Source organism: Pigmentibacter ruber, from assembly GCF_009792895.1.
Taxonomy (GTDB): Bacteria; Bdellovibrionota_B; Oligoflexia; order Silvanigrellales; family Silvanigrellaceae; genus Silvanigrella; species Silvanigrella rubra.
Genome location: NZ_WSSC01000001.1, coordinates 599,129 through 611,796 on the forward strand (window position 1 = coordinate 599,129; position 12,668 = coordinate 611,796).

Annotated in this window: 12 protein-coding genes; 8 read left to right on the top strand and 4 right to left on the bottom strand. The window is 30.8% G+C overall.

The window, feature by feature from the left end; all coding sequences use genetic code 11:
* Nucleotides 1-58: 58 nt before the first annotated feature.
* Nucleotides 59-271, top strand: coding sequence for a hypothetical protein (locus GOY08_RS02515; protein ID WP_158996987.1), 213 nt, complete (start codon nucleotides 59-61; stop codon nucleotides 269-271).
* On the opposite strand, the gene GOY08_RS02520 is transcribed toward GOY08_RS02515, so the two are convergent.
* The 4 genes from GOY08_RS02520 to lipA all read right to left on the bottom strand — a co-directional run bounded on the left by GOY08_RS02520 (nucleotide 268) and on the right by lipA (nucleotide 4,615).
* Complete coding sequence (locus GOY08_RS02520; protein ID WP_158996988.1) at nucleotides 268-1,347, bottom strand: hypothetical protein; 1,080 nt, start codon at nucleotides 1,345-1,347, stop codon at nucleotides 268-270. The genes GOY08_RS02515 and GOY08_RS02520 overlap by 4 nt on opposite strands.
* 248 nt (nucleotides 1,348-1,595) lie before the next feature.
* Nucleotides 1,596-2,558, bottom strand: a complete 963-nt coding sequence (locus GOY08_RS02525) for a fatty acid desaturase (RefSeq protein ID WP_158996989.1) — start codon at nucleotides 2,556-2,558, stop codon at nucleotides 1,596-1,598.
* A gap of 642 nt (nucleotides 2,559-3,200) precedes the next feature.
* A complete protein-coding gene (locus GOY08_RS02530; protein WP_158996990.1) occupies nucleotides 3,201-3,581 on the bottom strand; it encodes a hypothetical protein in 381 nt (126 codons plus the stop codon).
* A gap of 38 nt (nucleotides 3,582-3,619) precedes the next feature.
* Complete coding sequence (gene lipA / locus GOY08_RS02535) at nucleotides 3,620-4,615, bottom strand: lipoyl synthase (RefSeq protein ID WP_158996991.1); 996 nt, start codon at nucleotides 4,613-4,615, stop codon at nucleotides 3,620-3,622.
* 106 nt (nucleotides 4,616-4,721) lie between these two features.
* Between lipA and GOY08_RS02540 the strand changes: the two genes are divergently transcribed.
* The 7 genes from GOY08_RS02540 to fliF all read left to right on the top strand — a co-directional run bounded on the left by GOY08_RS02540 (nucleotide 4,722) and on the right by fliF (nucleotide 12,209).
* A complete protein-coding gene (locus tag GOY08_RS02540; protein WP_158996992.1) occupies nucleotides 4,722-5,819 on the top strand; it encodes a phosphate signaling complex PhoU family protein in 1,098 nt (365 codons plus the stop codon).
* 183 nt (nucleotides 5,820-6,002) lie between these two features.
* Nucleotides 6,003-8,204 (top strand): tetratricopeptide repeat protein, encoded by a 2,202-nt coding sequence (locus GOY08_RS02545; RefSeq protein ID WP_158996993.1) that lies wholly within the window; start codon nucleotides 6,003-6,005, stop codon nucleotides 8,202-8,204.
* A 29-nt stretch (nucleotides 8,205-8,233) separates the two neighbouring features.
* Entirely contained in the window at nucleotides 8,234-9,328 is a 1,095-nt protein-coding gene (locus GOY08_RS02550; RefSeq protein WP_158996994.1) for a sigma-54-dependent transcriptional regulator, read from the top strand.
* Nucleotides 9,325-9,753, top strand: a complete 429-nt coding sequence (flgB, locus tag GOY08_RS02555) for a flagellar basal body rod protein FlgB (RefSeq protein WP_158996995.1) — start codon at nucleotides 9,325-9,327, stop codon at nucleotides 9,751-9,753. Before GOY08_RS02550 ends, flgB begins: the two co-directional genes overlap by 4 nt.
* A 30-nt stretch (nucleotides 9,754-9,783) precedes the next feature.
* Entirely contained in the window at nucleotides 9,784-10,221 is a 438-nt protein-coding gene (gene flgC / locus GOY08_RS02560; RefSeq protein ID WP_158996996.1) for a flagellar basal body rod protein FlgC, read from the top strand.
* A 17-nt stretch (nucleotides 10,222-10,238) separates the two neighbouring features.
* Nucleotides 10,239-10,571, top strand: coding sequence for a flagellar hook-basal body complex protein FliE (gene fliE / locus GOY08_RS02565; RefSeq protein WP_158996997.1), 333 nt, complete (start codon nucleotides 10,239-10,241; stop codon nucleotides 10,569-10,571).
* A gap of 30 nt (nucleotides 10,572-10,601) precedes the next feature.
* Nucleotides 10,602-12,209 (top strand): flagellar basal-body MS-ring/collar protein FliF, encoded by a 1,608-nt coding sequence (fliF, locus tag GOY08_RS02570; RefSeq protein WP_158996998.1) that lies wholly within the window; start codon nucleotides 10,602-10,604, stop codon nucleotides 12,207-12,209.
* Nucleotides 12,210-12,668 lie beyond the last annotated feature (459 nt).

Here is a 12,668-nt window from a genome sequence, read left to right on the forward strand (position 1 = left end):
AAAAAGTAAATATAAAGTTAAAGTAAAAAAGCAATTGTATTATGGAAATGGTTAATTTTTGTCGTTAATTACAATATTTACTTGTAGTTCTGCAAATGCTGCTGGAGACTTGCAAACTCTAAATTGTATTGTTTTTCTAAGATTTGGTTATGCATGTGGATTTATTATCAAAGAAGATAAGAGTACGCCCCAAATCACTGTTAATACAGCTAGTTTACTTATTCCAACTTCTAGGAGATTGCAAAAAATATTATTATTGAAATTAGCTTAATTAATATTATCAGGTAAATTTTGTGTTTGAGAAAGAATTACATGTAATGCAGCAAAAATATTTGCGCACAAAAAAATAATTGTATTAATTTTACTACCATATAATCTATATTCTGGCTCATTGCGTATTCGATAAGCTCCATTTGCAAAACACATAGTAGCCGCCATAGCTAGCTCTAATCGAGATTGATTAGCTGTTAAAACTGCATTATTATTAAGAAGATTTTTTTCCCAACTATTTCTGTGAATATCTTTAATTCTTTCTCTTATCGTTGCTGCTGAAGGAATAACTACATCATTTTCTCCCATGTTTTCATGAGTTACCTCAGGGTATCTAACCAACGCTCTGGGATCTGGAATATATCCGTTGCACGCGTCAGTAAACTCGTATTTGGGAGCAAACCAACCTCCAGGTGTTCTTACTCCAGCTCCGGGACCGGGAACAACATTACCAGCACCAGTAACAAGTTGATGTCTCCAAAGATTAATTAGATTTATAATTCGATCTTTATAAGCATCTGGTCTATCTATTGAATGAATAGAATCTGCAAAATCATTTAGACATGAATCTCCTAAATTGTGTTGATATTGATCATTATTAATTTGGTTGATATTATTGAAAGAATTTCCTCTTGCCTCATAAGCCATACCCTCTATTCGTCTTAAATTTGATCTTAAAATAGCTTTGACAAATTGATGATTAATTTCTTCGCTAGCATATTTTTTAAGATAATTATTATTGCCAGCAACATTAAAAATAATAGGGTCTAGATAATTCTGATAATTTGCTTGAAATGCTAATGCTTGCTGCATAAGCGCAAGATAATCACCTTGGATTGATAGTGAATCAATAAGTCTATGATAATTTTGGATTCCATAATAAAATACATGCGCATTTATTGCATCATCCGCATACATCAGCTCAAAATTATTAACATTATTACTTCTACTACCATTTAAAATAGAAAGTCTACAAGTCCCATTAAATCCTCCAATCACTTGGAGATAACTATCTCCACCTACACCAGCACAAAGTAGATTAGTTACTATAAAATTATGAATATTAGGAATAACCATAAAATAATCCTTAAATTTATTTTATTTATAAATATAACAATGAATTAATATTAATTATCATAAATTTATAATTTTGTAAAATAAATATAAATATTATTTGAACTAGTTGCTTAACATGAAAATAAAGCATATTTCACATATAATGATATCGGTGTTACTTATGATAAAATATTAAAAATTGTATCTTTTACAAAATCTAGAGAAAACGGTTTAAATCAAGTTTATGCATACTGTTCAAAGTAATTAATCTATAAATTATTTTCTTCAAAACATTTTAATCTAAAATTTGTCCAACTTTTTAGTTCAGAATTATTACCTCTGATATAGTTTTCAGGATTGCATGCTGTTCTATATTGATCCCAATTATATAATATTTTATGCATTTTTTCTAATTTAAAGGTTTGAATTTTTGGGAATAAGTGATGTGTCAAATGAAAATTATCACCAAATGGGAAAAAAACAAATTTTGTCATCTTGTTTGGATGATTTCTTGTTCCGATAATAATACCATTTAATGGAAGACCTGCATGGTCAGAAATTTCCATGAATACTTTTAAAAAATGGTATACTGTAAACTTGGCAGCAAACCAAAGACTTAAAAAAATGAGAAAGTTTTTTAGAGAGAAACACAAAAGCATCACTATTGTAAAAAAAATCCACCAAACTAATGTTTCTATATACTCTTTAAATTTAAAAATTAATAAATTTCCTAAATAGGAACTTGTAATCCAACGGTTGCTTTTTATGGCCGTTAAAAAAATACAAAAACTATTTTTTTGATTAGAAGGATCAAGGTCTTCAATACTGACGAAATCAGGATCTTTATCTTTGATACCTAAAAATTTATGGTGTTCTAAGTGTGATTTTCTAAAATATGAAATTTTTTCAAAAAAAGAATAACCAGCAAATATATTTGCAGCTAAATCATTTATAAATGCATTTTTAAATAAGCTATAATGTGAAGCGTCATGTAAGATATTTCTTAAGGTTCTCTGTTGAATGCCAATAATAAAAATTGCTAAAGGGAAAAAATAATAGCTTTTGTATGCGACGAGATACCATACACCAAGAATACTTGACCAAAGGTAAATAATAAAAAAAATGCTAAATAAATTTGAAGTTTTTTCTAATTTTTTTAAATCATAAATTTTATTTTCTTGTGAGATAAATTTTATAGCATTTGTGATGTCTCGGATATTATCTTTTAACATAAAAATCCTTTTTTTTGTAAATTTAGATTATTAAACTTTGCATTATCTTTAAAGTATACATATTTTTCTACATTTTTCTAATCAATAGTCGCTTTATTTAAAACATGAAATTTAAAACTATCTCTTGTTTTCAGAAATATCGAAAAATAATGCTTTCGATAAATTTGTTGCTGATGACTTTATGAGTTGCAAAATTTTTGCTTAATTATTTTGTGAAAAAATTGTAGTGGTTTATTTTTCTAACACTAACAAACTAGGGTATAGATACATTTTTTATTATTTTGTAAATTTATTTAAAATTTTAATAAATTAATTTTTTGTCTTATTGATTAAAATATGAATTATAATATTATATATTTTATTCTAAAAATAAGCTTTTTATTAATGCTTGCAGAAATAAAAATGAATTTATTGAAGAAGTAAAACATAACAATCATATTCAACTTAGTTTTTCAAGAGATAAAGAATTAGATATCTATTCTGATAGATATTTAAATGTCAGTTAAAAAATTTACTTAAGACTGAACGGAAGCATTCCATTTAATACTTTAAATCAAGTGTATTTCCAGATTTACCATTTTGTTTAAATGCTTCAAGCACTCTTTTTAGTAAAAAAGTCTCTGTGTAATTAGGTATACAAATTTAATTTTGACATTTATCTTTAGTAATTAAATAGGTATTATTGGTTTTAATAATTGAATGTTTTGCAATTATTTCGCTATAAGTTTTGTCATCTATTAATTCTAAATTTAGATCATTTCTTATATCTTCCATATATTTTGAAGATAAAAAATTTATCAGATAGCTAGTTGACGTAATTAGTAAATTCAACTCATTCTGCTGAATATCTAAATAACAAGCTTTTGTTTGATATATGTTTTTTACTTTTGAAGGAAAAATTTGTTCAAAGTAACAATTTTCGCTAATGCGTGCATTTTGTTTTATTTTTTCATAGCTGTAAATTTTATTATGTAAAGTAACACAACTAGTGAGAATTATTACTGGCAGAAAAAAATTTTTCATCGGTTACCTCAACATTAAAGAAGAGTGATGATGTTTATTTATATTTCAGGAAACAATTCTGAAGCTTTATAAGAACTTCTTACTAAAGGACCTGCAGCAACCGCTTTGAATCCCATTTGTTTTGCTAAGGAAGACCAAAAATTAAATTCTTCAGGATGGACAAATCTTTTTACAGTAAGATGTTTTGGAGTAGGCTGCAAATATTGACCTATAGTAATGATTTCAACTCCTACTTGTCTAAGATCAAACAAAGCTTCCTCTATTTCAGAAAAAGTCTCGCCTAATCCAAGCATAATAGCACTCTTAGTGAACATTCCCTTTGGGCCAATTTTAATTGCCTTTTCTAAAACTTGAAGACTTTGCTGATATTTAGCACGGGCATCGCGCACCCTTGGACTCAAGCGGCGAACTGTTTCTATATTATGAGCAAATACATCTAATCCACGCCCAGCATGTACAACTTTGTTAATGCTGTCTTCTTTTCCATTAAAGTCACCGGCAAGTATTTCAACTTTTGTAAGGGGGTTTTGTTTATGAATTTCTTCAATTGTTTTTTTGATGTGGTTTGCACCACCATCAGGTAAGTCATCTCTATCTACCATAGTTATTACGGCATAGTTTAAATTCATAGTTTTAATACTGTCTGCTACTTTATAAGGTTCCTCTGAATCAAGGAGACCTTCAGGATTCCCTGTTTTAATATGGCAGAAACGGCAGCCACGAGTACAAACATCTCCCATAATCATAAAAGTGGCAGTACCGGTATTCCAACAAGAAGAAATATTAGGACAGCGAGCTTCTTCGCAAACAGTATATAGTTTTTTTTCCCGTAAATTATTTTTAATAGTATATAAGGTTTCACCACCAGTGAGACCAACTTTTAACCAAGATGGTTTTAAAGGTCTACCCGTTTTAGGATGGTATTCAGGTTCCACTGCAAGAGAGGCAAGTTTCGCAAAAACTTCATCCCTATTTTCAATCAGCGAAGAAGAAATTTGATTGAGATTTTGGTTAGTTAAATTTTCGACTTGCATGTTTGTCCTCCCATAATCACTTTTCAACGAGTTGTTCGTGGAGATCACAAATAATTCCCTAACAGTGCTTTAGAAAATATGCAAATCTTAAGAGGTGTTCTCTATTATGTCACGAATTTCAAGTCTTGAAGTACAACTTAATAATGTAAAGACGTTATTGCGTACCATGTGTGATGCTGTGAATGCAGGAATCCATACTTTAATGCAGCATTTTGAACATCCCAATCCCAATAAGCTTATTAAAATAGTTGTTTTAGACTCTGAAATAGATAATTTAGAAAGAGCTATAGATACACTAATCTTGCAAATACTCGCGACCCAACAACCGTTAGGCTATGAATTACGTTTGGCGTATGCATGTGCAAAAATTGCTCATCATGTAGAAAGAATAGGCGATGCAGTTGAAAGCTTGGCGCGACAATTAGTCAATGGTGATATTCCAGAACAAAAAGAAATTTTTTTAGAAATGTTGGGAAATGCAAAGGATCTTTTTCAAAGATCGTACTCGGCTATGTTTGAAGGCGATCTTACTTTAATTCATGAAATTCATGTGTTAGATGACAAGGTGGATTTCAAACAAAGAGAACTGTATAGAATTGCAAAAACAATTTTAAAGAAAAATACAAAAGATAGTATTGATAAAGCTTTAAGAATTATAAGCATGAGTTCAAAAATTGAAAAAATAGCTGATCTTTGTTGTAATTGGGCTGAACAAATTGATTTGGCTGAAAATGGTGTGATGCGTAGAAAAATTCATAAACAAAAATATAGACTTATATTTATGGATAATGTCGGAGGTTTACAAGCTAGTATTGCAGCTTCCATTTTATATCAAAACGTAAAAGAAATTGTTGATCTTTCTGTTGTCGCAAGTCAACCTATGAAAAGTAATAATATTTTAAATTTTTCAAATATTTTAGCTGAATACGAAATAACCCCACAAATTTTTCCCATTGCACGCATTCCTTCAATGAATTGGAATAAAGCTTTAATGTTGATTATATTAGGTAATTTTGAATTACCAAAAGAAGAACTGGAAGTTGTTCCTTATAAGACTGTCCAAATTATTTGGCCTGAGATAAATTTTTTTCCTGATGAATTAGAAAATGATGGGAAAAAATTTAAAGAATTTGTTACTCTATTGCAAGAAAGAACAAATCAATTAGTGCAAATTATTGCCAGAACACAAACACAAAATGAATAATAGAGAAAATGACATAAGGAATTTTTTATCTAAAAAAATATCTAATAAATACAGTTATTAAGTATTTGACACGTCAAAATTGCTCTTTCTGACAAATTTCAGACTGCTATCAATAAACATTAATCATATAAGCTACAAGAAATGGCACTAATTTACCAACAATTTAATTAGGGGAAAATTTTTTTGAAGAAACATTTTTTCACAATTTCAATACCGACAGTTCTTTCTATTGCTGTTAGTCTTTGTAATATTTCAATTTCTTATGCACAAAATATTAAATTGAAAAAAGAAAGTGAAAAAAAATTAACAAATGTTGGAGAAGATAGTTATAGATTAGTGTTTGAATTAAATGAACCTAGAAGGTACGCTACTAGATATGATAAATTAACTAGAACATTACAAATTAAAGTAATTCCAGCTCGAGCTAATGAGTTTAATTCTACAGCATTTTATGATACAAGATTTGTAAAAAGAATATTAATTAAAGAAGAAAAATCTGAAGTAATAATAAGTATTCAATTAAAAAATATGCCTATTGGTTGGGTTATTGCAACTCAAAATAAACCTTGGAGAATATTAATTGATTTTTGGAGAACTGAACTAGAGGAAAAAGATTTAGAAGCTGATTGGAATTGGCAACCGGATTTTATTGAGGGAATAAGTAAAGAATTAAGCCAAGAATCTATAGTTCCTAAAATTGAGAGTAAAGAAATAAATTTAAAACCTCCTTTATCAACTTCAGTAGCAGTTTCATCAGAAGAAAAAAAAGAAGTAAAAGTTGAAAAAAATAATACTGAAAGTTCAGTAGTTCCTAATTTACCAATGAAAAATAAATATGGATTTCCTGAAATTTATGGAAGATTAGAAAAATTTATTCCAATGACTTCTGCTAAATCAGGTCAATTGCAAATGCAAATGGGAGCTGCATTTGGTACCAGAGATGAAATAGATATTGGAAAAAAATTAGCTGAAGAGTTTTATAAAAGTGGAAATGAAGAACAAGCTTTGTCTATTTTTAGAAGACTGGCAGCGCTTTCGGAAAAAAGTATAAAATCTGATGCAAGACTTTTATGGTATGCTGGTGAATCTGCTTATTTAACAAAGAATTTTAGCATTGCAAATGACTATTTAAGATCGATAATTTTAAATTATCCTGGCAGCTATTATTCTAGCTTAGCTAAACTAAGAATTATTGATATTGATGAATTGACAAATTCAAAAGAAAAAGGTTTTGGAGTTACTCGTTATCAAAATGCACAGATTTATTCAGAAATGGCATTAACTGATAATTCTCCTTCTATTGTAAAGTATGCTGCTACTTTAAGAGTTTTAAATGGAGTTGTTGATAAAAATCCTGCGGCGGCAAAAACATACCAGCAAAATCTCGACACATGTGTAACAGATAACAGTGTTCCATTTGATTTGATGAAAAATTGTGCATATGATCGAACTAGAGCTTTAATTGAAACAGAACCTATCAATTCTTCTGATGCTGCTGTTCAGCAATTTAAAAAATTGTCAGCCGGCGATAAAAGAAGTATTGATTTAGAAAAAATAGTATCGAATAGGGTAAAAGAACTTTTAAAGAAAACAGCCCAAACGAAACAATGGGAAGACTGGATAGCTTTTGAAAGAAAGGCAAGGCCTTCCTTACTAGAATTCACTTTTGCTGATGGTGAAGCTCTTTTTACAAGAGCAGAAGCATTTGAAGCTGTTGGTGAAAATCTAAAGTCAGCGCAACTGTATACTGCGTTTTGGCAAGCATCAAATGATCAAAAAAAGAAAAATGAAGCGGCAGCTATTGCAGCTCGCCTTTTGTATCGAAGCAATAAACCTATAGAAGCTGATGATTTATTGCGGCGCATTGAGCTTGATACAAAAAGAAAAACTGATGGTCTAACAGATCGTTCAGTTACTGCGCTCAGAGAATTATCTGTTGCGCCTTACCGTAACAAGATAGCGTTACGTTTACTTTTAGATGAGATGAAACTTGGTCGTTACGTTGAACGAGATCTCCCCACTCTGTCCGAATGGGCTCAAAGACTTCGCGGAACAGCTGATGCTGAACCTTTGTATGCAAAGATTTTAGCTTACCCCGCAAAGTCAATGGATGAAACTCAGACAGTTGAAACGTCAATCATGCAATATGCAGAAGATTTACGAGAGGCAGGTAGGTTCGCCAACGCAGGAGATATGTTCCTCGCTGTTGCAAATTTAGCGCAAGGAACTCATCGAGCGGAAGCTGCATATAAAGCAGGAGTTGTATATGCACGAGTTGGGCTTTTTGAAAAAGCTAAAACAGCATGGTTACTTGCTGCCAACGATACTAATGACAAGCGTTTCTCTTCGTTAGCAAGCGAAAGACTAGATCGCTTGAGTAAGTAAACAGTAAAGTATCTTGTGGAGGTTTGTTTATGAGTGAAGTGCGTCCTGTGGGATTGTTTGACTTAGATTCCCCAAATTACGGAACACATCAAGGTAACAATGCTTTAGAAGGGCGTAGTATTCATCCAAATACAGTTCCTTCAGAAGCTGACAATAGAATTTCTGAAGAAGAAATGCTCCGTCATTATCCCACTCGAGATGAAAAAGTATTTAAATTACTTGAGGTAGCAAGAACTATTGCTCCAACAAAAGTGCCAATTTTGATAACAGGTGAGAGTGGTACTGGAAAAGAAACATTTGCAAAAGCAATTCATATTGCTGGAGGAAGAGAAAGAGGGCGTTTTATTGTTGCGAACAGCTCAAATATTCCTGCAAATTTCTTCGAGATGGAGCTCTTTACGACACAACGTAGTTCACATGACTATAATCAGGGTGCAATAAATAGACCAATTGAAACTTGTTCACTTATGCTTGATGAAGTAACAGAATTAGATTCTGCTATGCAATTAAAACTTCTAAGAATATTGAAAGAACAAGATATCAATAAAGGGGCTATAAGAAGAGGAACTGCTGCGGACGCAAGAATAATTGCTTGTAGTCATAAAAATATTCAAGATGAAGTAAATGCACAAAGATTTAGAAATGATTTATTTTTTAAACTTCATGTGATTCATTTAGAGATTCCATCTTTAAGACAAAGATTAGTTGATATAGATTTTTATTCTGAAATATTTTTAAGAGAATTTAATATTCAATTCTCTAAAAATGTTCAATTATCACCAACAGCAAAACAAGCATTAAGAACTTATACTTGGCCAGGGAATACAAGAGAGCTTAGAAATGTTATTCAACGTTCTGTTTTATTGTCTACAAGAGACTATATTGGTGTTGAAGAACTTCATTTAATGCGTGCAAATAGTCGTACAGAAGTTGCTATGGGTGAACCATTACCGCAAGTTACTTTAATGGAACTTGAGCAAAGACTTATATTACAAACATTAAGAAGAATGAATGGTAACAGAACCCATACTGCGAAAGCACTTGGAATTTCTTTAAGAGCTTTGCGCTATAAACTTAATGAATTAGTTGAGTGCGGTTATGAAGTAGAGGGGAAAAATGTATGAGTACCGTAATTGGGAACCAAATATTTGGTAAACCCGATGCTGTTCTTGAAGAAAGTTTAAACCAAAGATTAAAAAGACAAAACGTTAATGTTGCTAATATTACAAATTCTCTTACACCAGGATATAGAGCGCTTGGATTTGATTTTGAAAAACAACTCCAAGCAGCAATTGGATCAGACAAAGACTTAATAATGAAAGTAAGTGATTCAAGGCATATTAAAGCCCCTGGAATGGGAGCAGATGGAGTTTTAAAACCTGATATGTATGTAAAACCAACAGAAAGTATAGGAAATGATGGGAATACTGTTGATGTCGATCAGGAAATGACTGAAGTTGCAGGAAATCAAATTATTTATAAAGCAACAATAGAAACATTAAATAGAAAATTAGGAATGTTACGTTATGCAATTAATGGCGGAAAGTAACAATACAATTGTTTTAGTGGAGTTTAATTTATGAGTTTTATAGAAGGTCTAAAAATTAGTGCTTCTGGATTGTCCGCAGAAAGAATTAGAATGAATGTTATTTCTTCTAATTTAGCTAATGCTAATACTTCGAGGACTGAAGAAGGAGGCCCTTATAAAAGAAAAGATGTTTTATTTACAGCTAGAAATTCTGGATTGAGTTTTGATAATTTAATGCGTCTCGCTTTTGATCCAAATCTAAAAGAAGTAAAAGTTGATGGAATAACTGAAGATAGAAGAGCTCCTAGATTGGTATTTAATCCGAATCATCCAGATGCAAATGAAAATGGTTATGTTGCAATGCCAAATATTTCTATTATGGAAGAAATGGTAAATATGATTACTAGTAATCGTTCATTTGAAAGTAATACTCAAGCAATAAATGCTACAAAATCGATGGCAACTACTGCAATAAGTATTGGTAGATAAAATAAAAGGTAACAAAAATGGTAAAACAAATTTCAGCAAGTGATCTAGAATATTTAAGAATGAAACAAAATTTAATTCGTTCAGTACCTGCACAAAGTGGAGGAGGAACTCCACCAGTAAATCCAGGTAAAACGGAATTTCAAGATCTAGTTGAAAAAGGAATTAAGGAAGTAAATACAGCTTCAAGAGAAGCAGAAAAAGCAAGTATGGATTTAGCTTCTGGGCGTTCCAGTAATATTCATGAAACAATGTTATCTGTTACTAAGGCTGAATTAGGTTTTGATATGCTTGTACAAATGCGAAATAAAGTCATAGAAGCTTATCAAGAAGTAATGCGTATGCAAGTTTAGACTTAATTTTGAAAATATAGGTAACTAAGAATGCTAGAAAAATATAAACAGTTCTTATCGCAATTTTTTACTCAAAGTAAAGCTTTTTATGCTGGGCTGACTAAAGGAAGAAAAATTGCAATAGGAATTGGTTTATTAACTATTTTTTTTGTTTTAGCTATTTTTATATTTTGGAAACCAACAGTTCGGTATGAACCTGCCTATGCAAATCTTTCAAATGAAGACAAAACAGCCATTTTAGCACATTTAAAAAAATCCGGCTACAAAGAATATAAATTAGAAGGCGATACAATTTCTTTTCCTGAAGATAAAATTCAGGAAATAAAAATGTCATTAGCACAAGAAGGACTACCTAACACAGGTATAGGTGTTGGTTGGGAAAAATTTGATGACAGATCATTTGGTATGTCTGACTTTGAACAAAGAGTTAATAAATTAAGAGCGTTACAAGGAGAATTGTCGCGCACAATTGGTAAGCTTGAACCTGTTGCCAATAGCCGAGTCCACATCGTCATTCCTGATAATGCAATATTCGCTGAAGATAAAAAATCTCCTACAGCTAGTATTTATTTGAAATTAAAACCAGGAAAAACTCTAAGTCAAAGACAAATTCAAGGTATAATCCACTTAACAGCAAGAGCTGTAGAAGGATTAGATCCAAAAGGTGTAACGATAGTTGACCAAGATGGAAACCTTTTAACTCAACCCGAAGAGCAGGATGGAGGTATTGATAAAATCACCTCAGCACAACGGGAATATCAAAGAAAAGTAGAAAGAGAATTGGAGCAAAAAATTCGAGATATTTTAGCAAGAGCTGTAGGTCACGATAAGGTAGTTTCAAAAGTAGACGCATCTATAGAGTATAAAAAAGTAGAAACAACCATTTCTGATGTTGATCCAGAACGGACTGCTGTAATTGCTTCACAAAGAAATGAACAATCTTCCCAGGGCAATGGCCTGAATCCTACTGGTGTACCAGGGGCGAAAAGTAATCTCCCAGGTGAAAGAGAGGATATTGGGATAGCTGGTGGACTTACTAATAGCACTAAATCTAGTACAGAAAATTTAAATTTTGAAGTTAAAAAGACTTTGAGCAAAATAGTTGAACCTATTGGAACTATTACGAAATTAAGTGCTTCAATTTTAGTTGATGGAAAAATGATTGATGGAAAATATGTCCCAAGAACACCTGAAGAAATGGCTATGGTAACAAAACTAGTAAAAAATGCGATTGGATTTAAAGAGGGAAGAGATACGATAACTGTTGAATCAACTCAATTTGAATTAGATGAATTTGCATTAGCAGAAAAAGCCTCTCTATCAGCAAGACAAACTGCTCTTATCCAAACTGCTATTTTAGGAGTTGTAGCAATTGCTGCAATGTTCTTTATTTATTACGCACTAGTTCGTCCATATTTCAGATGGCTAACTTATGACCCTGAAAAAAGAAGTAAAGAGCAGCTTGCTTTGGTTGATTATGAATTAGAAAGAACTGGTGCTGGAGCTAGGAGAGTCAAATTGAAAGAAGATGTTCCATTTGATAAACTGTCACCTAAAGAACAAATCTTATATTTGGCTAAAAATGACCCACAAAAAACGACTGAAGCCATACGTCAGCTTTTAAATCCAAATCATTAGAAAAAATAGATTACCAAAAAGCTTGATTTTTTATTATTAGGGATGTATACCATAAGTAACTTAAATAACTTCAAGATTCTTATTGATAAATATTGTGTTTTGTTTACTTACTTTTAAAGTAACTGTTATTATTTAAATTTAATAAATATATATGCCTGTTAAATTTGCTATTTTATTTGATAAAATATATTGATCTTTTTAATAAATTAATATATCAATTTATAAAATATATATCTCTAATCATAAAATTCACATTTATTTTGTCATATATTGCCAAACTTTTTCAATTTTTACATAGCTAAATAAAGCATTCCTCTTTAAAAAGAGGAATGTGAACTTAAAAAAAATTGTTTCTTTTTCTTAATTCATTCTAACTTTATAATATTTAGTTACATAATTATGTTATTCAAATAAAGAAAACTTTACTTAAAAAATGAGGTTAATATAATACTTACTTAA